Origin of the sequence: Blautia ammoniilytica (genome assembly GCF_025566965.1) — a bacterium.
GTDB classification, from domain to species: Bacteria; Bacillota; Clostridia; order Lachnospirales; family Lachnospiraceae; genus Blautia_A; species Blautia_A ammoniilytica.
In genome coordinates, this window is the sequence record NZ_JAOQJL010000029.1 from 1 (window position 1) to 22018 (window position 22018).

20 protein-coding genes and 8 tRNA genes are annotated in these 22018 nt (G+C 41.5%); 26 read left to right on the forward strand and 2 right to left on the reverse strand.

The window, feature by feature from the left end:
* Positions 1–10: 10 nt before the first annotated feature.
* The 16 genes from OCV61_RS13180 (at position 11) to OCV61_RS13255 (ending at position 11420) form a co-directional block, all read left to right on the forward strand.
* Positions 11–83: transfer RNA gene (locus OCV61_RS13180), tRNA-Asn, on the forward strand.
* A 15-nt stretch (positions 84–98) separates the two neighbouring features.
* Positions 99–170, forward strand: a tRNA-Glu gene (locus OCV61_RS13185).
* Positions 171–227: 57 nt separating this feature from the next.
* Positions 228–300 (forward strand) — tRNA-Thr (locus OCV61_RS13190).
* Between the two features lie 4 nt (positions 301–304).
* A tRNA-Ile gene (locus tag OCV61_RS13195) sits at positions 305–378 on the forward strand.
* Positions 379–403: 25 nt separating this feature from the next.
* Positions 404–477 (forward strand) — tRNA-Asp (locus tag OCV61_RS13200).
* Positions 478–500: 23 nt separating this feature from the next.
* Positions 501–573: transfer RNA gene (locus OCV61_RS13205), tRNA-Val, on the forward strand.
* A gap of 25 nt (positions 574–598) precedes the next feature.
* A tRNA-Leu gene (locus OCV61_RS13210) sits at positions 599–684 on the forward strand.
* A 120-nt stretch (positions 685–804) separates the two neighbouring features.
* Positions 805–1782: a choloylglycine hydrolase gene (gene bsh / locus OCV61_RS13215; RefSeq protein ID WP_158422181.1), complete on the forward strand. Its 978-nt coding sequence runs from the start codon at positions 805–807 to the stop codon at positions 1780–1782.
* A 275-nt stretch (positions 1783–2057) separates the two neighbouring features.
* Positions 2058–2876, forward strand: a complete 819-nt coding sequence (locus OCV61_RS13220; RefSeq protein WP_158422182.1) for a hypothetical protein — start codon at positions 2058–2060, stop codon at positions 2874–2876.
* A gap of 344 nt (positions 2877–3220) precedes the next feature.
* Positions 3221–4090: a DUF4428 domain-containing protein gene (locus tag OCV61_RS13225; protein ID WP_158422183.1), complete on the forward strand. Its 870-nt coding sequence runs from the start codon at positions 3221–3223 to the stop codon at positions 4088–4090.
* Positions 4091–4334: 244 nt separating this feature from the next.
* On the forward strand, positions 4335–6002 hold the full coding sequence (locus OCV61_RS13230; RefSeq protein WP_158422184.1) for a histidine kinase N-terminal 7TM domain-containing protein: 1668 nt from the start codon (positions 4335–4337) through the stop codon (positions 6000–6002).
* Complete coding sequence (locus tag OCV61_RS13235) at positions 5999–7339, forward strand: ATP-binding protein (RefSeq protein WP_262582984.1); 1341 nt, start codon at positions 5999–6001, stop codon at positions 7337–7339. Before OCV61_RS13230 ends, OCV61_RS13235 begins: the two co-directional genes overlap by 4 nt.
* Positions 7287–7913 carry a DNA-binding response regulator gene (locus tag OCV61_RS13240; RefSeq protein WP_158422186.1) on the forward strand — a complete coding sequence of 209 codons (627 nt, stop codon included), beginning with the start codon at positions 7287–7289 and terminating at the stop codon, positions 7911–7913. Before OCV61_RS13235 ends, OCV61_RS13240 begins: the two co-directional genes overlap by 53 nt.
* A gap of 84 nt (positions 7914–7997) precedes the next feature.
* Positions 7998–8849 carry a hypothetical protein gene (locus OCV61_RS13245; RefSeq protein WP_158422187.1) on the forward strand — a complete coding sequence of 284 codons (852 nt, stop codon included), beginning with the start codon at positions 7998–8000 and terminating at the stop codon, positions 8847–8849.
* A gap of 80 nt (positions 8850–8929) precedes the next feature.
* Positions 8930–9454: a hypothetical protein gene (locus OCV61_RS13250; RefSeq protein ID WP_158422188.1), complete on the forward strand. Its 525-nt coding sequence runs from the start codon at positions 8930–8932 to the stop codon at positions 9452–9454.
* Between the two features lie 124 nt (positions 9455–9578).
* On the forward strand, positions 9579–11420 hold the full coding sequence (locus tag OCV61_RS13255; protein ID WP_158422189.1) for a leucine-rich repeat domain-containing protein: 1842 nt from the start codon (positions 9579–9581) through the stop codon (positions 11418–11420).
* 96 nt (positions 11421–11516) lie between these two features.
* Here OCV61_RS13255 and OCV61_RS13260 read toward each other — a convergent pair whose 3' ends face one another.
* Positions 11517–12122, reverse strand: coding sequence for an outer membrane protein assembly factor BamB family protein (locus tag OCV61_RS13260; protein ID WP_158422190.1), 606 nt, complete (start codon positions 12120–12122; stop codon positions 11517–11519).
* A 226-nt stretch (positions 12123–12348) separates the two neighbouring features.
* On the opposite strand from OCV61_RS13260, the gene OCV61_RS13265 reads away from it, so the two are divergent.
* The 4 genes from OCV61_RS13265 to OCV61_RS13280 all read left to right on the forward strand — a co-directional run bounded on the left by OCV61_RS13265 (position 12349) and on the right by OCV61_RS13280 (position 15089).
* Positions 12349–13074: a histidine phosphatase family protein gene (locus OCV61_RS13265; protein WP_158422191.1), complete on the forward strand. Its 726-nt coding sequence runs from the start codon at positions 12349–12351 to the stop codon at positions 13072–13074.
* Between the two features lie 36 nt (positions 13075–13110).
* A complete protein-coding gene (locus OCV61_RS13270; protein WP_262582987.1) occupies positions 13111–14061 on the forward strand; it encodes a hypothetical protein in 951 nt (316 codons plus the stop codon).
* Between the two features lie 295 nt (positions 14062–14356).
* Positions 14357–14692, forward strand: coding sequence for a nucleotidyltransferase domain-containing protein (locus OCV61_RS13275; protein WP_158422193.1), 336 nt, complete (start codon positions 14357–14359; stop codon positions 14690–14692).
* Positions 14685–15089, forward strand: a complete 405-nt coding sequence (locus OCV61_RS13280) for a HEPN domain-containing protein (RefSeq protein ID WP_158422194.1) — start codon at positions 14685–14687, stop codon at positions 15087–15089. Before OCV61_RS13275 ends, OCV61_RS13280 begins: the two co-directional genes overlap by 8 nt.
* 276 nt (positions 15090–15365) lie before the next feature.
* Here OCV61_RS13280 and OCV61_RS13285 read toward each other — a convergent pair whose 3' ends face one another.
* A complete protein-coding gene (locus tag OCV61_RS13285) occupies positions 15366–17087 on the reverse strand; it encodes an ABC-ATPase domain-containing protein (RefSeq protein WP_158422195.1) in 1722 nt (573 codons plus the stop codon).
* Positions 17088–17270: 183 nt separating this feature from the next.
* Here OCV61_RS13285 and OCV61_RS13290 point away from each other — a divergent pair, with 183 nt between their 5' ends.
* The 6 genes from OCV61_RS13290 to OCV61_RS13315 all read left to right on the forward strand — a co-directional run bounded on the left by OCV61_RS13290 (position 17271) and on the right by OCV61_RS13315 (position 21877).
* Complete coding sequence (locus OCV61_RS13290; RefSeq protein ID WP_158422196.1) at positions 17271–18665, forward strand: aminopeptidase; 1395 nt, start codon at positions 17271–17273, stop codon at positions 18663–18665.
* 18 nt (positions 18666–18683) lie between these two features.
* Positions 18684–18851 carry a hypothetical protein gene (locus tag OCV61_RS13295; RefSeq protein ID WP_262582991.1) on the forward strand — a complete coding sequence of 56 codons (168 nt, stop codon included), beginning with the start codon at positions 18684–18686 and terminating at the stop codon, positions 18849–18851.
* A 135-nt stretch (positions 18852–18986) separates the two neighbouring features.
* Positions 18987–19060 (forward strand) — tRNA-Arg (locus OCV61_RS13300).
* 313 nt (positions 19061–19373) lie between these two features.
* Complete coding sequence (locus OCV61_RS13305; RefSeq protein WP_158422197.1) at positions 19374–20498, forward strand: DUF362 domain-containing protein; 1125 nt, start codon at positions 19374–19376, stop codon at positions 20496–20498.
* Positions 20498–21055, forward strand: a complete 558-nt coding sequence (locus OCV61_RS13310) for an HD domain-containing protein (protein WP_158422198.1) — start codon at positions 20498–20500, stop codon at positions 21053–21055. The genes OCV61_RS13305 and OCV61_RS13310 overlap by 1 nt, the downstream gene beginning before the upstream one ends.
* 87 nt (positions 21056–21142) lie before the next feature.
* On the forward strand, positions 21143–21877 hold the full coding sequence (locus OCV61_RS13315) for a class I SAM-dependent methyltransferase (RefSeq protein WP_158422199.1): 735 nt from the start codon (positions 21143–21145) through the stop codon (positions 21875–21877).
* Positions 21878–22018 lie beyond the last annotated feature (141 nt).

The window sequence follows — 22018 nt, forward strand, 5'->3', positions numbered from 1 at the left end:
TTCAGGTTATTCCTCCTTAGCTCAGTCGGTAGAGCATGCGGCTGTTAACCGCAGTGTCGTTGGTTCGAGTCCAACAGGGGGAGTTTAAAATTAAATATGGCTCCATGGTCAAGCGGTTAAGACACCGCCCTTTCACGGCGGTAACAGGGGTTCAAATCCCCTTGGAGTCACTTACAAAATGAGATTTTTGAGAGGCTTAACTCTGACATTTGGTATGTTTTTTATGTGCCGATGTGGCTCAATTGGCAGAGCAGCTGATTTGTAATCAGCAGGTTATCGGTTCGAGTCCGATCATCGGCTTTTTGGACCTTTAGCTCAGTTGGTTAGAGCAACCGGCTCATAACCGGTCGGTCCTGGGTTCGAGTCCCCGAAGGTCCATTTTTGTTATATAAATATTTTTTCTGGCCCGGTGGCTCAGTTGGTTGGAGCGCCGCCCTGTCACGGCGGAGGTCGAGAGTTCGAGTCTCTTCCGGGTCGTTGCTGTATTTAGCAAATTTTATGGGGTCTTAGCTCAGCTGGGAGAGCATCTGCCTTACAAGCAGAGGGTCATAGGTTCGAGCCCTATAGGCCCCATCCTATTTTACTAAATTATATGCATGCCGCAGTGGCGGAACTGGCAGACGCCCGGGACTTAAAATCCCGTGGGTAGTGATACCCGTACCGGTTCGATTCCGGTCTGCGGCATTAATTAAAGCCCTTGATTTTCAAGGGTTTTTTTATGTTGTAGAAGATGACATTGATAAAAAGTATTCATTTGGCTATAATAAAAAAGAAAATACAGAACGTGTTATAGGAGAAACGATTATGTGTACAGCAGCTACTTATAAAACAAAAGACTTTTATTTTGGAAGAACGCTGGATTATGAATTTTCTTATGGTGATCAGGTTACTATTACACCTCGAAGCTTCCCGTTTCATTTTCGACATGTGAGCGAACTGAAGAACCATTATGCGATTATCGGGATGGCTCATGTTGCGGGAAACTATCCACTGTACTATGATGCCATCAATGAAAAAGGACTCGGTATGGCAGGTCTTAATTTTGTGGGAAATGCTTCTTATTCAGATGTACAGAGCGAAGTGGATAATATTGCACAGTTTGAATTTATACCTTGGATTTTAAGCCAGTGCTCCTCTGTAACAGAGGCCCGGGAATTGCTTCATCGTATTAATATAGTGAATACGCCTTTCAGTGAACAACTGCCTCTGGCACAGCTGCATTGGCTTATTGCTGATGAAAAGGAGTGTATTACAGTAGAATCTATGTCTGATGGATTGCATGTTTATGACAACCAGGTAGGAGTCCTCACAAACAACCCACCTTTTCCACAACAGATGTTTCAGCTGAATAACTATATGCATCTTTCTCCCAAACAGCCAGTGAACACATTTTCAAGTGATTTGAATCTTAATGCTTATAGCCGGGGAATGGGAGGTCTGGGTCTTCCTGGGGATTTATCTTCTGCTTCTCGCTTTGTCCGTGTGGCATTTACAAAAGTAAATTCATTTTCCGGTGAATCCGAGATGGAAAGCGTCAGCCAGTTTTTCCATATTTTAGGATCAGTAGATCAGCAGCGCGGTTGTTGCCAGGTCTTTGATGGAAAGTATGAGATTACGCTGTATACTTCCTGCTGTAATGCTACAAAGGGAATCTATTATTATAATACCTATGAGAATCACCAGATCAGTGCGGTGGATATGCACAGTGAAAATCTGGATAGCGATAAACTGGTTTGTTATCCGTTAATTCAGGGAGAACAGATTAAATATCAAAATAGATAACATTCTTCAATAGTATTAGATGCATTTTCAGATTTATATCTTTGTATCTACAGGAATGAGAGATATGTGTAGTATCTGTACTGAGTTAAGAATATGGCTATTTCCTTTATGCCGGGAAGTAGTCATATTTTTTTTGATGAATTTTTGGCAAAATACCTGGCAGGATGTTACCTGGAACAGTTACTGTCAGAAGTGCTAGTGTAAATATTGAAGTGTTTACGTATAATGAAGATGAACGAAAAACACACGAGTATAACAAGAAAGGAGATGTTTTTATGAACAAAAAAATGAAATTATGGGTGGCTGGATCTGTTGGAGTTATAATGGCAGGTATGATGAGCGTGAGTGTTTATGCACTTGAAGAAAAGGACGTTATTGGAACCTGGTATGTAAATGAGCTTTCTATGGGCGGAAACATGACGTTCCATCCGGAATCAATGGGAATGGAAGTAACCGTTGACATTAAAGAAGGCGGACAGATAGAGATAACGACATCTAATAGTGGAGAGGAGCCAGAGGTAGATCAGGCAGAGTGGAAAATAGAAGATGATAAATTACTGATAACCAATGATGGTGAATCTAAAGAATGTGAGTATGCTGATGGCAAGTTAACTATAGATGCAGACGGAATGACAATGATCATGAGCCAGGAAAAAGAAGAATATGAGCCATATGTACCTGGTGAACCGGTAGAAAATCCTGCAATAGAGGATTTTGAAGGAGAATGGATGTGTACTTTGATGGAAGCATTTGGAATGCAGATGCCGGTCGATGCTGAACTGACTGGATTCGAGATGATGCTGACAGTTCAAGGGGATACGGCTGAGCTTTCTTTAATAGAGAGCGGAGAAGAGAGCAAAGTAGAGCTTTCAGGCGAGGTGGAAGGAAATAACCTGATCTTGAAGGCTGTATCCGAAGATGAGGCAGGGACTATGTTCTTCAGTTGTGATCTTATGAAGTTCACTTTGCTGGATGATGGAAAGCTTTGTTTTGAAGCAGACGCTGATGACAGTGAAGAATCAGAAGATTCTGAAACAGATGGGGAAGATTTCTCTGTAAAGACATATTTTGACAAAATAACTGTTACTGAATAGAGTAAAACACTGCCGTACCGGAGATATCTTATTCCAGTGCGGCAGTATAGGATTGCCAAGATGTGTAGAAAAATATGTGATGCGTTGCATGACGCACATCTTCCGGCAAGAATACCAAGGCATTTTTGAAATTCTTCTTGACTGAATTCAAGTTGAGCAGTTGCGAGACTTGGCGCGTGATTCTGGTCAGCGTAAGCTGACATATTCTTTACGGAATCACTGCGCATCCTCGCGAAGCGTTTATCTCAGTCGGAGATTGGACTCCCACTGAGACGAACTTGTTGTTACTCACCACCTGAAAGAGGTGGGAGTCTTCTCGACTGAGATAAAAAGGGAGGTAGGGCATGGGATTATTTGATAAAAAAATTTGTGATATCTGTGGAGAAAAAATAGGTTTACTTGGAAATAGAAAATTAGACGACGGAAATTTGTGTAAGGATTGTGCAAAAAAATTATCACCATGGTTTGAAGAGCGGCGGCACAGCACAGTAGAGGATATCAAACGTCAATTGGAATATCGTGAAAAGAATAAAAAGGCGGTAATGGATTTTTGCGTTACCCGTCAGATCAATACCAGAAATTACACTGTTTTTATTGATGATCATAAGGGGAATTTTACAGTTGCACGAAAACTGGATGTGAATGAAAACCCAGATATCGTTCCTTTATCAGCTATTGTGCAGTGCAGAGTAGAGGTAGAGCAACAGCAGCTTGAAGAAACATATACAAAGGATGGAAAGACAGTAAGCTATCAGCCACCAGTATATAACTATGAATATGATTATACGATGCGTATTAAGGTTAATACTCCCTGGTTTGATGATATGGATTTTCGTTTGAATACATTTTCCATAAGTAGTGAAAAGAGAAACGAATTGATGGAAGTAGAGCAGACGGGAATGTCCGGGATGAACATGAACGGAGGGATGCAGCCGGGAATGTCCGGGATGAATATGAACGGAGGGATGCAGCCAGGAATGTCTGGAATGAATATGAACGGAGGAATGCAGCCAGGAATGTCCGGGATGAACATGAATGGAGGGATGCAGCCGGGAATGTCCGGGATGAACATGAACGGAGGGATGCAGCCGGGAATGTCCGGGATGAACGTGAACGGAGGGATGCAGCCAGAGGGTAATTCCTGGAAATGTCAGTGTGGCGCAGAGAATACAGGAAGATTTTGCGAATACTGTGGTCTGCCGAGACCGTTTTAAAAATATAAACAAAAGGTTATGATAGACCGTCCTGTGACTCCCAATGAGATGAACTTGCTGTTACTCACCACCTGAAAGAGGTGGGAGTCTTCTCGACTGAGATAAAAAGATTTTGTGGAAGTTTCTAATGATTGCCAGCCTACCCGGTGTGAACAGATAACCAATTTCTCTAAAAACTATATGCCAGTACATGGGCTTTATAGTATACTTAGTACAAGAGAGTATTAATGAGAGAGGAATTTTCATGACATACAATAAAAAAAAGATGCTGTCGTGTGGAGTGATTTTGATAAGCGTGTTACTGGCTTATATCTGCAGGCTGGCACGACCGGAAAATGTTTTTATGAGAAACATTGCAGACCAGTGCCGTAACTGTATTTATCTGGGGATTTACTGTGCCTGGGTGATTTACCTGGAAAAGCACGTAGTACATAAGAAAATGCGCAGATGCCTCACTGCAATTGGCTGTCTGATGGTATTCTGGTTTTTTGTAAGGACAGTGAAATTTCATATTCTTCATGACCCCCTTGGAGAACACGTTTGTTGGTATCTGTATTATATTCCAATGATTTTAATCCCGGTTTTGGGTTTGGCAGCAGCCATGTTTTTTGGTGAAAAGGCTGAAGAGAAAACAGTCAGAAGAATCAAAATCCTGTTGACTGTGGCGGTGGTATTGATCGTAAGTGTTTTTACAAACGATTTACATCAGATGGTATTTCATTTTGCAAAACAGCCTCCATTTTCAGATAACGATTACAGTTATGGCATTCTTTTTATGGTGATACAGGGATGGATGTTGATTTGCCTGACAGGAATGGAAATCATACTGATCAGAAAAAGCAGAATCCCGGGAAAGAAGCAGTTCTGGCTGCCAATTATTCCGGGAATCCTGCTCCTGGGATGGAACATAGGAAATATATTCCGACTGCCTTTTATCCAAACCTTTGCAGGGGATATGACTGCAGTATGTTGTCTTTTAATGGCAGCAATTTATCAGGGCTGTATCTTATGCGGACTGATACAGACGAACAATCGTTATTTTGAATTATTTCAGACTTCCGGAGGATTGGATGCAGAGATCACAGATTATTCTTTTCAGCGTTATTATCATTCCGGTGATTTTCCGCAGCTTTCGCCTGAATTGCGTTCAATGATCGTTAACAGATCATTTGTACAAGAACAGGGGATTCGGATCAACCACATTCCCATAAGAGGAGGGCATCTGTTTTGGTCGGAAGATATTTCGGTATTGCTGGATCAATATCAGGATATTCGAGAACAGCAGGAAGAACTGACTGCTAGAAACAGGCTGTTGAAAAAAACCTATCAGAAAGAAGCAGAGCGGAGAAAAGCTGAAGAACAAAATCGGCTGTTAAATATGATACAGAGTCAGACCGCAGGCCAGCTGGAATTGCTGTCACAGCTGATGGATGAACTGGAAAAGACAGAGTCCAGGGAACGGTATAATTGGATTCTTGGTAAAATTGTAGTTGTTGGTACGTATTTGAAGCGGAGAAAGAATCTGGTATTGACACAGTACACATCAGATGGAAATCTGCTTACAATGGAAGATCTTAGACAAAGCATTGCAGAATCCTGTGATAGCTTAAAACTATGCAAGATTCGTGCTGCTTATTACGTTGAAAGCGGAGATGTGCAGCTGAATGCAGATGATATACTAAAATGCTATGATACTTTTGAATGGCTTGTGGAACAGTTATCTGATGTTATGCATTCTATATTTTACCGTGTATCGCAGATTGATGAGGATCTTCGAATTTCCGTTCATATTGTGTCAGAAGCGGATCTGCGTGACTTAGTGTCAGAAAGACCGGAATTAAAAGTACAGCAGGAAGATGAAAATGAATGGTTTGTTGGGTGTATCGTACTCAGAAAAGGAGGCAGCAGATGACCAGTTTTGGGGAACGCAGCATGGTAATGCAGAATTTTCTGATGATTCTCCTTGAGATATGCCTGATTCTGGAATTGATCCTTCTGATGGCAAGAATCACCGGTTTGTCCGGGAAAAAGAAAATCATAACGGCAATGACTGTTTTTGTAGTTTCTTTTATTCTTATGGGTTTTCTTATGAATGACCACAGGTATTGCCTGGGAGAAAGCGCATATCAGCCTATACTTAGGTATCCGGTCAGCATTTTAATTGCAATGGTGATTGTATTGACTTTGTATCTTTGCTGGGCGATCTGGAGGGAGAAACGCAGATATCAGCATTCTTTATCATACTGGTCTGTGAATGAAGCGGTGGATGATGTTCCCTGCGGGGTGTGCTTTTCAGATCCTCTGGGAAGGATTGTTCTATGTAATACCAAGATGCAGGAATTGTGCAGAATGATGACAGGTTCCTATCTGCAGGATTATGAAACCTTGCGAAAAGTAATGAATGACGAGCCTGTTTCCGAAGGTTTTTTCAGGTTGAGCAGCGACAGCAATGTATTTTATTTTCCGGATGCTTCTGTTTGGATGTTTCAGGAATATCATCTGCAGGAACCGGATTTTGCGGGATACCTGCAGACAGTAGCTGTTAATGTATCAGAAATATACTACAATAGTGAAAAGATCCGGGCAAACAATGAAGAACTGGAGATTCTGAACCGTAAGCTGGAGGAAATGTACGAAAAAATCGGAGATAAGATCAGAGAACAGGAAACTCTTGCTTTGAAAATGCAGGTTCACGATAATTTCGGACGAAGCTTACTGTCAATACGCAGAATATTGGAAAGAAAAGAAAAACAGGATAAAATGGATAAACAGTTGTCCACATTGAAGCACCAGGTTTATATTCTTACTGGTTCAACAGTTGAAAATATGGAAGAGCTGTATGAGGACACAGTGAAACATGCGGAAGAGCTTGGAATCTCCGTTCAGATCATTGGAAGCTTTCCGCAGCATCCTGCATATAGGCTGCTGGCAGACAGAGCAATTCGTGAATGTGTGACAAACTGCGCCAGACATGCCCATGGCAGTATCGTTTTTGTGAAGATAGATAAATGTGCAGATGAATACAACATTCAGATCACCAATGATGGAGATGCGCCTGAACAAAATGCAGAAGAAGGCGGTGGCTTGTCAGCACTGAGAAAAGCGGTTGAATCAGAGAAATGTATGATGCAGATTTCTTTTGCCCCTGAGTTTTGCCTGGTATTGAAAATGCCTATGACAGAAAGGATGAGATTCGATGGTACGGGTACTGATAGTAGAAGATCAGAAGATCATGCAGAAGTATTTTGAATATATGCTTATGCAGGATTCGGAATTACGACATGTCCAGACGATTTCGGATGCCCGTGAAGCTGTAAAGATCTGTGGTTATTCGGCAATAGATCTTGTGCTTATGGATGTGCAGACATTTCATAATCATGATGGATTAAGTGCCGGCAAAACGATCAGGGAAAAGTATCCACATACAAAGGTTTTGATTGTTACTTCCCTGATTGATCCCAAAGTGCTGGAAAGAGCCAAAAGCGGATGTGCAGACAGCCTCTGGTATAAGGATCATGGTGAAGAGGAAATACGGAATGTGATTTACAGAACTTTAAATGGTGAGCGTGTATTTCCGGATGTAACGCCGAAGGTGGAACTTAACTGGATCACAAGTGGAGATATCAGTCCAAGACAGCTGGAGATGCTGCGCCTGTATATTCATGGAATGTCATATTCAGAGATTGCCAAGAAAATGGAATGTTCCACCTCTGGGGTAAGATGGAATTTTCAGGAAATGATTGCCAAGGCAGGATATAGCTGCAAGGAAGACCTGATAGCAGCTGCACTGGAAAGTAAATTGATTGTGACTACACTAAAATAGAAAATCCGTAACTGTGAGGATACAGAACAGTTATGAAAACACACAGAATGTAGAAACATATTCTGACAGGAAGGAGATACGAGCATGAAAAAATTTTCTGTTGTTGTATGTGTTTGTGTGGCACTGCTTTCTTTTGGTATTTATGGGAAATGTGTGAGAGAAGTGTCTGCCCAAATACCTGGGGCAGAAGAGAATCTGGCAATTTTAAGGGATATCATCAGGGAAAATGAATGTCAGGTGGGAATGGCATTTCTTGGATATACCTATGAAACTGCAGAAGCGTCAGATATACTTGAATATACTAAAATGGAAGAAGTGGCAGCGGCTTATCCTTTCTTACAGGAGGGGACAGTTGTTGATGCAGGGGGATATGAAATTTATGCTATTGTTCCGGGATGCGATTGTAAGATCAGTGTTTATCCGACTCAGATTACGGAAGACGGGGAATATCTGGATGACCTGAACGCCCCATATTATATAGGTCAGGAGGACGAAATCATTATACTGCGATGCAATATGAGTGAGATCCATTCCAATGTGATGGTTTCAGTGCAGAAGCAGAATATGAGTGTGCAATACCATCCTATGGTATCACTAAAGGATGGGCATCTTGCCACAGAAGCTTACTGTTATGATTTTTCCATATATCATGATTGGGAGGAGTATCACCCGGAGGATGATTCATCATTGGATATAAATATTGCCCGGGAAGTGCTTTCACAAACTGACGAGGTGCGTTACTATCTGGGGCTTGGTATGTCATTGTGGTATACAGGTACAGAGGAATACATTGAAGGAAGAAATTGTCCGGTATTTGTACTTGGAACAGATCATGAGGATCATTTTACAAAAGAAAATTATTATGCAGTAGGAGACAATGTGGTTTATTACTATGATGCGACAGGCGACGCATGGCTTCTGCTGGGAGCAGGCTGATAAAGGTATTTCGCAGGGACAGACAGAAGATTCACCAATATATCATTGCATTTGATTAACCAGAGAAAGAGGAAACAGACATGAGTGATTTTTTGACAGAAAAAAATAAAAAAGCAGGAGTTCTGGGGAAAATAAAATGGATTCTTTGTGGCTTATGTATACTTTTGTCCCTGGGTGCTATTGGCGCCTCAGAAAAGTATATTGGTGAAAGACGATTGGGAATGGCAGCAACAGAGATCTTACTGGGATTGTTGTTTCTGTATCCTACTTTCAGGGAAATTCAGAAAATACGAAAGAAGAAACAAGCCAGTGAAATTGCCTGCTGGTTTGAATCTTATGCGCAGAGTACGCTCTCATTTGAAAAGTATGAGAAGGAGATGGGAAAAGGTGCAGTAAAAAAATTGGAAAAATATATTGCCAGAGGATATATTCGGAATATCCAGATAGACAGAGAAGGGGATTATATATTGATTACTGCACCAAACCGACGTGTGAATGAGAAGATTTATATTACAGTTACCTGTTCCAGCTGCGGCGCGAAGAATCAGGTCATAAAAGGCCGTCTGAGCAATTGTGAATACTGCGGACAGCGCCTCACCCCATGACATAAGGTTTTAAAAGGGAGTAAAAGACTGTGTAGCTTACAGACATATCACCTGCCGGCGACATCATTTAGTACAGCTATTTGCAGAATGTTGTACTATGAAAGATTTGGAAAGGAGAATAGATGTGAAAAGCTTAAAAAGAATAATGCTTACGGCTGTATTTTTGTGTATGTTTCTTTTGTGTGCATGTGGAGAGAAGGAAGAATCCAAAGAAGCTGCTGCACCCACAGAGGCACCTGCACCCACAGAGGCACCAGCCCCTACAGAGACACCAGCACCCACAAAAGCACCGGAACCGACAGTGACGCCAGAACCAACGGCCACACCAGCACCGACAGCGACACCTACACCGATTCCAGAGTATAAAGAGTATGATTATGCAGAAGGAAATCTTACGATTACTCTGCCCTATGAAGCGGAAGAACCAATAGAGCAGGAAGGCCAACTGGAATTTACAGATCCAAACGGGAAATGGACGATGACAATTGAGCCTATAACAGCAGGGCAGATTTCTAATTGTATTTTGAGTATAGAATCTGCACAGAAATACCGGGAAGAAGGCGCAAAGCAGGTCAAAACCGAAGAAACCAAGATCTGCGGTATGAATGCAATTGTATTTAGTTCCAATCTGGATGAATCTAAAAACGGACCAGATCAGACCGCAATATATCTGGGCACAGGAGAGTATGCTGCGATTCTCAAATATGAGGATCATTATATAGGACCATGGGATGGCCTGCAGATTGAGGTAAAAACCACGGAACGTTTTGATGACATATATACAGTGATGGAAGATGAACTGATACAGACGGTACTGAATGGAATCAAATTCCAGGAAGGAATCCAGTATGAAGAAGTAACTTCCAAAGGAATTACAGTGAAAATGCCGACTCGATGGCAGGGCAGAGAATTAGACGATTTCTTTGTAGGTGGAAAGATCCATTGTGCTTATGAGGGCCTCCTGAATATTCAGACTATTTCAGCTCCAGACGCAAAGGCACAGGCAGAATCAAGAGCAGACGGAGCCATAAAAGAAATAGACGTAGGTGACAGTCATTATTACGTGGCATGCAATAAGCAGGATTCGCACATAACCCTGCATAAGAACCTGACTGACCGGAAGAGTTTGTTGATACTTGTGAGTATTCCTGACTGCTCTGAAGAAGAGCTTTGGAAATTCCTGGACAGAGAAGAAATGAAAACATTATTGGAAAGTCTGGAGATCGATCAGGAACTGCTTGAAAATCCTGAAAAGGGACAGAAGAGTGGTACAGGGTATGAAAAGAATAATGGGGTGAAGGTAAGCGGTTATACGGGAGAAGAAACAGATCTTGTCTTACCTTCCAGTATCGATGGTACTGACATGAAGGGTGTTGCGGCAGTGGCATTTAAGGACAATACAAAGATTACTTCCGTTGAATGTCCGGCTGGAATGCTCTCGATTGATGACTCTGCTTTCGAGGGGTGTACCAGTCTGAAGAAAGTAATACTTCCGGATTCTCTGACATGGATCGGTCCGTATGCTTTTTCGGGCTGCACCAGTCTGGAAACAGTGGTTTTTGGAAATCGTGTTATGCAACTTCAGAACTCTGCATTTAGAAACTGCACAGCCTTGAGAGATGTGGATCTGTCATTAAAGAATCATTTTCTTGCAGATTCAGTTTTTGATGGTGCAGGTGCCGGAGGATATATTCACATAGGAAAGGGTTCAAAAATAGGAAGCTGCTGCTTTAACAGTTCAGGATTTGAGGAAGCGGTATTTGGAGAAGAATGTGTTTTTGAAGGTTATGGAACGTTTTCCGGTTCAAAAATTAAAAAGATCACATTGGGTGAGGGTATAACGGAATTACCATCCATGTTTGCTTCTTTCTGTGAGAATCTGGAGCAGGTAGATATGCCGGAAAGTCTGACGAAAATACCGGACGACTGTTTTGATGCCAGCCCAAAGATGGAAAAAGAGGAATAAAAAGAACAGTAAGTTGATCATTGAACTGATGGGATTCATCAAAAACAGCGACAGGGCTCTGCCGCTGTTTTTGTGATTCATTTCATGATCGTTAACTTATGAATATTTTATGATTTTACCATTTTTTGAATTAAAAACAATTTTGTGTGTTTTATCAGATGAATAATCATCAGGACTGCATTCATACAGAATGGTTATCTTATTTCGGGAAACGGTTATTTTATAAGGCCAGTAATTACCGGTTTTGGATATGTTTGTTTTCCAGAGAATCTTGCCCTTTTTAGATACTTTGTAAACAGTTTGATCATAGTAGCCTGTTACATACAGGTTGCCATTTTTGTCAAATTTGCAAAGATGTCCTGCCGGACTGACTTTTTTTACCGTCCATAATTTTTTGCCGTCTTTTTTTCTAAGGACAACGATTTTGGAATTATCAAAAATATAAACCTTATCCTTGCGGATGATACATTTGGTTTTAGGAAGCTCTGTAGCCGTGTATTTCTTTGTAACATATTTCCAGACCGCTTGCTTATTTGCGTCCAGCCCCCTTACGATCATGCGTTCTTTGGAATTTGTATAAGAGGTTTTGAACTTAACAGTTGTAGCTTCTGGACCGGCAGCCTGAGCTGGAACAGATATGATCAGTATGGAGAACAAAAACAATAGTGACATTAAAAGGATTGGTTGGATTTTCTTTTTCATATACACATGCTCCTTTCTGATAAATGAGTGGTTTAGGATTGGGCATAATATTATAAGCTCATCCTTGTAATCGCTGCACATCTTTTGATATTATTATCATACCATATTGAGAATAAAAATGTAAGCAGTTCAGTTACGGAAGATTGCTTCCTGTCTTGAGTTTTCATAGGATTTTTGGTATTTTATTCTACAGAATGAGTAATGGAATACAGAAAGGAATTTGAAAATGAAATTAATGATCGTGCGGCATGGAGAGCCGGATTACTCCATAGATTCACTGACACCGAAGGGATGGCGAGAAGCAGAATTGCTTGCAAAGAGACTGAGCAAGCTGGATATAAAGGATTTTTATGTTTCACCACTGGGAAGGGCACAGGATACGGCGTCCTTTACATTAAAGAAAATGGGGCGGCAGGCAAAAGTGCTGCCCTGGCTGCATGAATTTGATGCACCTATGCGTAAACCGAATTATCCGGAAAAAGATACAGTGACCTGGGACTGGCTGCCTCAGGATTGGATGGCTGACGAACGCTTTTTCCATTATGACCAATGGCTTGAAAATGAATATATGCAGAAATATGGGGTAAAGGAGAAATATGATCAGGTCATCCAGAAATTTGATCAGTTTATGGAAGGATATGGTTATAAAAGAGAAGGTCATTTTTATCGGGTGGTAAAAGCAAATCACGACCTGGTAGTCCTTTTCTGTCATTTTGGATTGGAATGCGTCCTTTTAAGCCATTTGTTGGGAGTATCACCTATGATCCTATGGCATAACACCTGCGTGCTGCCTTCAGCTGTAACGCTTTTGATTTCTGAAGAGCGTAAAAAGGGAATCGGTGCTTTCCGTATGAACTATATGGGGGATATTTCCCACCTGTATGCCGGTAATGAAGAACCGTCTTTTGCTGTCCGTTTTTGTGAAACGTTTGAAGATGATACACGGCACTGACAAGTGGAATTATACTTTTTTTTACCAAGGCTTTATATGCTGGGTCTGCGTGCGAATCTTGCAGCTATGTGGGTTCCCATTGCTGTCCTAATACTATGGGGACTGTTTGCGAACCGTAAGTTTAAGAATGCGGGGGCTAATATTTTATCCGGGATGCTTGGCTTGATTCTTGGGTTTAGCCCAATGCTTCTTTATGGAGCGTACACCCATAGCTTAAAAGATATGTTTCAACAGTCTATTTTGTTTAATCTGGCATATGCCGATAGTGGAAAATTCCGGATTCTTTCACTATTTACATCTGTAAAGACATCCTGGGTGGTTTACCTGTCCATGATTTCTTTATGCTTGGTTATTTTTTCCGGATATATATTGAAATTCAAGGTATTATATACAGCCTGCTTATTAATTTCACTGTATTCGGTTGCCCTTTCCGGAAGAAATTACGGACATTATTATGAATATTTTGTTCCTTTTCTTCTGCCGGTCATATTTGCTGCTTCCAGGATATTTTCAAAAGTATTTTCCAAAAAGCTGCAATGTGCAGCAATCCCGCTAATATTGCTGTTGACGCTAATGGTCAGTTATCCATCTAAGCTGCATTCTTACTCCTACACGCAAATGCAGCGATATGCACAACCTGTGAATGAATTTTCCACACTGTATAAACAAAAGTACAGTAATAAAAAAGCCGTATTGGCTGTGAATAATAATGCAGTTATTTATAATAGTTTTGGTGTTATTCCCCAGGAAAAATATTTTTACATTCCATCCATCAGTTATAGTAAATTTCCGGAACCCATTGACAGTCAGGCAGAATCCATATTAAGCGGCAGAAACGAGATCGTAGTGATCAAGTATAGGGATTATAAGAAAAAAAAGATTTTTCAAACGTCCAAGTATGATACACAGATAAAAACCTACTTAAAAAAGAATTATACATTAGTTGATGAAAATAAATATATGGAAATGTATATTAAGAAAGAGTAAAACTATAATGCCTGAAACGTTTGAAACTCCCTTTTTCAATGTTGCAGTTGTAGAAAGGGAGGATATTAGCTATAATATAAAAAAGGAGTAAGCTGTTGAAGAGAGCAACTGGTCTTGACCAGGGGAGCGAGTGAAGCAATCGTTTTCACGGATGAATTAAAAGAGGATTTACTGCTGATGGATGAAGCAAAAGTAAGAAATGTATCAGTGCAGATGGACTTAGAATTATGGGAATCATAGGAATTCTTATGGCAATATATAAGGAACATGAATGTCTGATGAAGGAAGTGATTGTATGCCGGAAAATGTAAGCAGCATTATATATAATTTTTCACGGGAAGTGAAGCGTTTGCTGGGAGAAAAACTGACAAAGGTTATTGTATATGGTTCGTACGCCAGAGGCGATTATCGAGATAATTCTGACGTAGATATTATGATACTGGTAAAAATGACTGATGAAGAAATTCGGACTGTTAAAAACGATATTTATGATCTTGCTTTTGAGGTAGAGATGAACACAGGGATTGAAATATCTCCAGTTATCAAAAATGAAGAACAGTATGAATATTGGGTAGATACGTTACCTTTTTATCGAAACGTGAGGGATGAGGGGATAGTAGTTAGTGAGTGAAAAGAAAATAGATTTGTGTATATATCGCATGAGAAGCGCAATTGAGACGTTGGGGGTATCTGCATTATGTCTGGAAAGCCAGCATTATAAGGATTCAATAAACCGTAGCTATTATGCTGCCTTTTATGCGGTGAAGGCGGTGTTGGCTTTAGAAGAGATAGATTTTAAGAGACATAAAGATGCTGTTGCACATTTTAATAAGACATATGTTGCAACAGATATTTTTCCAAGAGAGATTGGAAAAAAACTGGGAAGATTAAAACAAGAACGTGAAACTAGTGATTATGACGATTTTTATATTGCGTCCTCTACAGATGCTGAAGAACAGTATGCAGCTGCAGAACTTATCATTGCTGAGGTAAAGAAGTATTTGGACAGGAAAAACATTCAATACTAAGGTTACTGGATATAATCTGGTGTTTGCAATGGGGGTGGCATGTTTATAATTGCTACCAGTTTTTTTATAAATTTTATAGATTTATTAGAAATAGGACAAAGTTTTCTCACATTTGTATTGTATGATATATACATCTTAAGAGAAAGAACTCTTAAGACAAACTCTTTCCTTTCCCTAGAAAAATGTAAAACAAAAACATAAACCACCACCTTATATACAAGAACAGTTATAGGGTGGTGGTTTTGTATATGCTGAATATATCAGTTTGTATGAAACTCAGGGTCTGCGGCAGCGGTTAAAGCAGGAGTAGATTTCCTGGATCCTGGGGATGGCATAGCCACAGGAGGTATACCCGTCAAAGAAGAATGCAAGTCCTTCTTTTTTCAGATGGGAAGCAAGGAAAGCAATAATCTCATCAATTGTCCGTTTACCATCTATCAAATGTTCTGCTGCATATTTTAGAAGCAGACCAAGAGAGGCGGTTTGCTCACTGTCGATCAGCTGTTCAATATAACGCAGGTCTATTTCCTGTTTACCAAGGGAAAATCCGTCACAGCCGTGATTTTTGACTTTCAGCCGTTCAGGCTGATTTCTGGTGTTTCCATAATAATCCTTGTGTGTTTTTGCAGTGGGGGCTTTCGTCATAATCCGATGATTCTTTGGCAGTACAAAGGCTGGTGTGTCCGAAGCAGGAAGAGGGAAATCCCGGCAAAGCTTTTTGACTTTGGCGGTGATATCCACCGGAATATAGTTGTCCATCTGGATAACTGTATCTGCAATGTGGAAAAAAGCACCGGAGCTTCCTGCAACAAGAATAGTGGAAATCCCAGCTTTGGTATAAAGGTCCACAGCACGTTCCAAAAACGGGGTGATTGGCTCCTTTTCTCTAAGGATCACTTTTTGCATAAAAGCATCCCGAACCATAAAATTGGTAGCAGAGGTATCTTCATCCAGAAGGAATAAACGGCTGCCGGACTGGATACCCTCAACAATGGCAGCAGCCTGGGAAGTGCTGCCACTGGCATCCTCAGTACAGAAATTGTGGGTGTCTTTTTTATTGGGAAGATCATTGATGAACATGGAAATATCCACATCTTTAATAAAACGTCCGTCTTCGGAACGGAGTTTTTGTGCGGAGATATCTGTGATCACATATTCACGGCCATCCCCTGGAATATGGTTATAGACTCCTAGCTCCAGCGCATTTAGAAGCGTGGATTTGCCATGGTATCCACCGCCCACGATCAGGGTAATGCCCAAGGGAATACCCATGCCTGTGATGGTTCCGTGATGAGGAAGCTCCATGGTAATGCGAAGACTTTCCGGAGAAGCAAAAGGCACACAATTCTTCATTGGTTTTGATGAAATTCCACTTTCTCGGGGAAGAATGGCATTGTCAGCAACAAAAGCACATAAGTGGCGGACTGGAAGTTGCTGGCGGATATATTCCTGATCCTGGGTTGTATGGATATGTTTTTCCAGCTCTTTGCTGTTAAGGTTTCTGTAAAAAAAGGATTTCTGAACGCATACCGGCAGGAATTCAAAGAGTATTTTTTCCAGCTCTGCTGAATTAATTGTACGGCCGTTTGCCGGAAAGCCAATGAAGAAACGAACCACAATCTCCTGATCTGTAATCTGACAGGCAGTGCGGGAAAGTACCTCCTGTCCACAGTGCGTAACAAGAATCAGGCCGCTTTTCCCGGAGCCTTTTGCACGGAAGGTATATTGGCTGACCTGGCGCTCAAACTGTCTGGTAAGGAAGTCTGCAAGAGTAATTTTGGTAAGGGTATCCTGATAATATTCTGCCGGAATCCGGCTGTCTGTGTGACGGATCCGGATGCTTACGTGAGAGGGAGAGGCGAATGGATCGCCTTGTACATGGTCGATGGACAGGATATAGTTTTTAAATTGATAAGTTCCTTTTGTTGATTTATAAGCAGGATAGCTTTTTCTGTTAATGGAACGAAGAAGTTCCTGGAGCTGAGCCGCTGATTGCATAACATTTCCTCCTTTTGATCCTGGGTTCTTATGATTACTGTATCACAACTGTATTAAATAAAAAAGGATTTGTTCAGAGATAGGTGTTTTATCATACTGACATAATTCAGTGGAAAAAAAACGGATATTGGTTTATAATAAATAAAGATTTGTACGGTAAAAAAAGAAAGGCGGAACAGAAACATGGAACGTAGAAATGCATGGCTTGCTTATACAGAAGCAGAAGAAAAAGAACTGGAGGAAACAGCAGCGAAATATCGTTATTTCCTGGATCAAGGCAAGACCGAGAGAGAATGTGTTACACAGATCATCCGTGAAGCTGAGGCAGCAGGATATGAGTCTCTTGAGAAAAAACTGGCAGAGGGAGGATCTGTAAAAGCAGGGGACAAAGTATACACAGTTGGCATGAAAAAGATCATTGCCCTTTATCATATCGGCCAGGAGCCTTTGGAAAAAGGTATGAATATCCTTTGCGCACACATTGATTCTCCAAGGCTGGATATCAAACAGAATCCTTTATATGAGGACACAGACCTGGCTTATCTTGACACACATTATTATGGCGGAGTAAAGAAATACCAGTGGGTAGCCCTGCCTTTGGCAATGCATGGTGTAGTCGTAAGAAAAGACGGTACAGTTGTTGACGTAAAGATTGGTGAGGATGAGTCAGATCCTGTGCTTTATATTACAGATCTGCTGATCCACCTTTCCGCAAAGCAGCTTCAGAAGACAGCTGCAGAAGTGATCGAAGGGGAGAATCTTGATATCCTGATCGGCACCAAACCGTTGAAGGATCTGCCAGATGACAAGAAGAAAGAAGCTGTAAAAGAGAATGTGCTGAAGCTACTCAATGAAAAATATGGGATTGATGAGGAAGATTTTCTTTCAGCAGAACTGGAGATCGTTCCGGCAGGAAAAGCAAGAGAAGGTGGACTTGATCGAAGCATGATCATTGCCTACGGGCAGGATGACAGAGTTTGTGCATATACTTCACTGCTGGCACAGCTGGAGCTTGAGGATACACCAATGCGTACCCATTGCTGCCTGTTGGTAGACAAGGAAGAGATCGGAAGTGTGGGTGCTACAGGTATGCAGTCCAGATTCTTTGAAAACAGTGTGGCAGAGCTTATGGAAGCACTTGGACAGTACAGCGAGTTAAAGTTAAGACGGGCACTTTCCAGATCCAGCATGCTTTCATCTGATGTAAGTGCAGGATATGATCCGGCATATGCAGAGGCTTTTGAAAAAAAGAATTCCGCATATCTGGGAAGAGGAATCGTATTGAACAAATTTACAGGAGCAAGAGGAAAGTCCGGTTCTAATGATGCAAACGCAGAATATGTGGCAAGAGTGCGCAAGATTTTTGATGACCACAACGTTGCATTCCAGACAGCAGAGCTTGGAAAAGTAGATTTTGGTGGCGGCGGAACCATCGCTTATATTGCAGCTCTTTATGAGATGGAAGTAATTGACAGTGGAGTGGCTGTATTAAGCATGCATGCTCCATGGGAAGCTACAAGTAAGGCAGATGTATATGAGGCTAAGAAAGCATATAAAGCTTTTTTGCTTGATGCCTAAAGCTTGGTAGAGCTGGCTATGAGGAATTTATTTGTAACCGTCAGGAAGACTGCACCTGGTGAATTGATGCTGAAGATCATCGGAATGGCGGCAATATATTTGGTATGTAGGGCAGTTTCAGCCAATCGGAGTGGTGAATATGCTGATTCTTCCGGCTTTATATTTAGTGGAAGCCTTGAGAAATAAAAGTGCGGTAAAGCAGTGTTAAAAAGTGCTGTAAAGCAATGTAAAAAAATGCGATAAAAAAATATAAAAAAGGCTTGACAAAAATGTCCGTATACGCTAATATATTCAGTGTTGCGAAACAAGTTCGCAAAAGATGTGCGTTTAGCTCAGCTGGATAGAGCGTTTGGCTACGGACCAAAAGGCCGGGGGTTCGAATCCTCTAACGCACGCTGATAAAAGAAAGGGACAGAGCATGAAGCTCTGTCCTTTTTTTACGCGAGCAACGAGCCAAAGTCCGTGCTTGCACGAGACCTTGGCGACTGCCGCGATAACTTGAGAAACTCGCGGAGCGTGTTTCTCATAGTTTGAGCCATTGCTATCGGGGACAATTCATATTTTACACAATTCAATTTCGTGAAAAAACTTGACTTCAAACATACTTTTGGTATGCTATTTAGTAGAGAATATGATCACTATGTGGAAGATATGGGATGTTTGTGTGATCATATGTCTGGAATATTCTTTTCAGGAGGTTTGTATATTATGGAAAAATCAACTGTTTATTTTACAGATTTTCGTTGCAAGGTAGGTACCAGCCAGTTAGATAAGCTGAGAAAGCTTTGCATTGCAGCAGGAATTAAAGACATTGATATGGATGGGAAATTTGTGGCAATCAAAATGCATTTTGGAGAACTGGGCAATATGGCCTTTCTTCGTCCAAACTACGCAAAGGTAGTGGCGGATCTGTGTAAGGAGCAGGGAGGAATGCCATTCCTTACAGACTGCAATACGCTTTATCCGGGAAGCAGGAAAAATGCACTGGAACATCTGGACTGTGCTAATATTAATGGATTTAATCCCATTACTACCGGATGTCAGATCCTGATCGGAGATGGCTTAAGAGGTACGGATGAAATCGAAGTACCTGTGGTAAACGGAGAATATTGCAAGACCGCAAGAATCGGACGTGCTATTATGGATGCAGATATTTTTATCAGTCTTACCCATTTTAAAGGACATGAAGCTACCGGTTTTGGTGGAACCATGAAGAATATTGGAATGGGCTGTGGAAGCCGTGCAGGAAAGATGCAGCAGCATGCCAGCGGGAAGCCGGCCATCAACGCAGAAGCCTGTCGTGGCTGCAAACGCTGTTCAAAGGAGTGCGGAAGCGATGCCATTACATATGTTAATAAAAAGGCTGTGATCGATTATGATAAATGCAAAGGCTGTGGCCGCTGTATTGGAGCCTGCAGCTATGATGCAGTATACAATCCGAATAGCTGTGCAAATGAACTTCTGGATCGTAAAATGGCAGAGTATGCACAGGCGGTCTGTTATGGACGTCCTTGTTTTCACGTTTCGCTGGTACAGGATATCAGTCCAAACTGTGATTGCCATGGGGAGAATGACGCTCCAATCCTTCCAGATGTAGGAATGTTTGCAAGCTTTGACCCTGTAGCCCTGGATCAGGCATGTGCAGATGCATGTCTGAAAGAAACTCCTATCAGGAACAGTCAGCTGGGAGAGCATCTGGCAGAGCCGGGCTGGCATTGTCATCATGATCATTTCAAAGATTCCAATCCCAATATTGAGTGGAAGGCAACATTAGATCAGGCTGAGAAGGTGGGACTGGGTACCAGACAATATGAATTGAAAGTTGTGAAATAATGGGCGATTATATTACAACTTTTACCGGGAAACATTTCTATCCTACAGATCCGGATCCTTCGGCAATCTGTATGGAAGATATTGCCCATGCGCTGCCTATGATATGCCGGGGAAATGGTCATGTACATTCCTTTTGGTCAGTGGCAGAACACAGCATATGTTGTGCAAAGGAAGCACGTGCCAGAGGATTTTCAAATAAGATCATACTGGCATGCCTTTTACATGATGCAAGCGAATGCTATATGTCTGATGTACCACGGCCCTTTAAGAAAGAACTGGAAGCATATCAGGAGCAGGAAGATAAGCTTTTAAGCATGATTTTTAAGAAATTTCTTAATTCTGATCTGACAGAAACAGAGTGGGAAGCAGTGAAGACAATTGATAATGCTATGCTCTGGTATGATCTGGAAGAGCTACTGAATGAAAAACAACCCGGGGACCCGCCGGAAATCCATATTAAGCTGGATTATACTGTGCGGCCGTTTGAAGAGGTGGAAGAAGAATACAGACGATTGTTTTATCTCAGCCGAGAAGACTCCAGTTTTTATAAAGGGTGAGAGATAAGAATCCTGTTGCTATATAGGCCGTATCATAATAAGTTCCACATGTATTTGACCGGAAATTCCTGAAAGTGATAAGATCGTATGAATGATAATAAGTTTGTAATATGTGTTGAAAAAGGCGGTCAGCGTGACCAGGCAGAGTCGTTTGCCAGAAAGACTGGTAGCAGCATTGCCAGTCATCCTGGAAACGGTTTGACCGTGCTGTTTCATGCAAAAGGCGTTTCCCTTACAGGATATGGACTTGTATATCAGGGGGATTTTGAAAACATGCTTCACCGTGTGACCAACGGAAGGCTTCAGCATGAAATGCTGGTGCGCGCAGCAAAATCTGACAAAGAGGGGCGAAAAGCCATCGATGCAACAGCTGGTATGGGTGAGGATGCATTCCTTCTGGCGGCACAGGGATATGAAGTGACTTTGTATGAGCAGAATCCTGTGATTGCCATACTTCTAAAAGACGCACTTCGTCGTGCACGAAAGCATCCTGTATTGAAGGAGATTGCTGCCAGGATGAAGCTGGTAGAGGGCAACAGTGTGGAATGCATGAGAAAATTGCTGGATCCTGTAGATGTGATCTATCTGGATCCTATGTTCCCAGCCAGGCAGAAATCAAGCCTGATCAATAAAAAGCTTCAACTGATCCAGAAACTGGAACCTCCATGCTCAGCAGAAACGGATCTTTTTGATGCAGCGATTCAGGCAGACCCGGAGAAGATCATTGTAAAAAGACCGCTGAAAAGTGAATTTCTTGCAGGCCGGAAACCTTCGTATACATTGAATGGAAAAGCAATTCGGTATGATTGTTATACCCAATGAGAAAGACCAACTTACATTTATATAGTCTCCAGTACTCAGTTTACAAAAAGAGAGATAAATTCACATTTGATATAGTCTCCGGTATTTTAGAGTTCAAAAAAGGCTGTGAGCTGCCTGAGAGGTGGCAGTTCACAGCCTTTT

Bases quoted from the DNA above. Each gene is read 5' to 3' on its own strand.
- OCV61_RS13315 (WP_158422199.1), top strand. From the start codon at position 21,143: ATGAATGATAATAAGTTTGTAATATGTGTTGAAAAAGGCGGTCAGCGT.
- OCV61_RS13270 (WP_262582987.1), top strand. From the start codon at position 13,111: ATGCTGGGTCTGCGTGCGAATCTTGCAGCTATGTGGGTTCCCATTGCT.
- OCV61_RS13285 (WP_158422195.1), bottom strand. From the start codon at position 17,087: ATGCAATCAGCGGCTCAGCTCCAGGAACTTCTTCGTTCCATTAACAGA.
- OCV61_RS13260 (WP_158422190.1), bottom strand. From the start codon at position 12,122: ATGAAAAAGAAAATCCAACCAATCCTTTTAATGTCACTATTGTTTTTG.
- OCV61_RS13230 (WP_158422184.1), top strand. From the start codon at position 4,335: ATGACATACAATAAAAAAAAGATGCTGTCGTGTGGAGTGATTTTGATA.
- OCV61_RS13305 (WP_158422197.1), top strand. From the start codon at position 19,374: ATGGAAAAATCAACTGTTTATTTTACAGATTTTCGTTGCAAGGTAGGT.
- OCV61_RS13235 (WP_262582984.1), top strand. From the start codon at position 5,999: ATGACCAGTTTTGGGGAACGCAGCATGGTAATGCAGAATTTTCTGATG.
- OCV61_RS13245 (WP_158422187.1), top strand. From the start codon at position 7,998: ATGAAAAAATTTTCTGTTGTTGTATGTGTTTGTGTGGCACTGCTTTCT.
- OCV61_RS13290 (WP_158422196.1), top strand. From the start codon at position 17,271: ATGGAACGTAGAAATGCATGGCTTGCTTATACAGAAGCAGAAGAAAAA.
- OCV61_RS13220 (WP_158422182.1), top strand. From the start codon at position 2,058: ATGAACAAAAAAATGAAATTATGGGTGGCTGGATCTGTTGGAGTTATA.
- OCV61_RS13225 (WP_158422183.1), top strand. From the start codon at position 3,221: ATGGGATTATTTGATAAAAAAATTTGTGATATCTGTGGAGAAAAAATA.
- OCV61_RS13250 (WP_158422188.1), top strand. From the start codon at position 8,930: ATGAGTGATTTTTTGACAGAAAAAAATAAAAAAGCAGGAGTTCTGGGG.
- OCV61_RS13310 (WP_158422198.1), top strand. From the start codon at position 20,498: ATGGGCGATTATATTACAACTTTTACCGGGAAACATTTCTATCCTACA.
- bsh (WP_158422181.1), top strand. From the start codon at position 805: ATGTGTACAGCAGCTACTTATAAAACAAAAGACTTTTATTTTGGAAGA.
- OCV61_RS13265 (WP_158422191.1), top strand. From the start codon at position 12,349: ATGAAATTAATGATCGTGCGGCATGGAGAGCCGGATTACTCCATAGAT.
- OCV61_RS13240 (WP_158422186.1), top strand. From the start codon at position 7,287: ATGGTACGGGTACTGATAGTAGAAGATCAGAAGATCATGCAGAAGTAT.
- OCV61_RS13275 (WP_158422193.1), top strand. From the start codon at position 14,357: ATGCCGGAAAATGTAAGCAGCATTATATATAATTTTTCACGGGAAGTG.
- OCV61_RS13295 (WP_262582991.1), top strand. From the start codon at position 18,684: ATGAGGAATTTATTTGTAACCGTCAGGAAGACTGCACCTGGTGAATTG.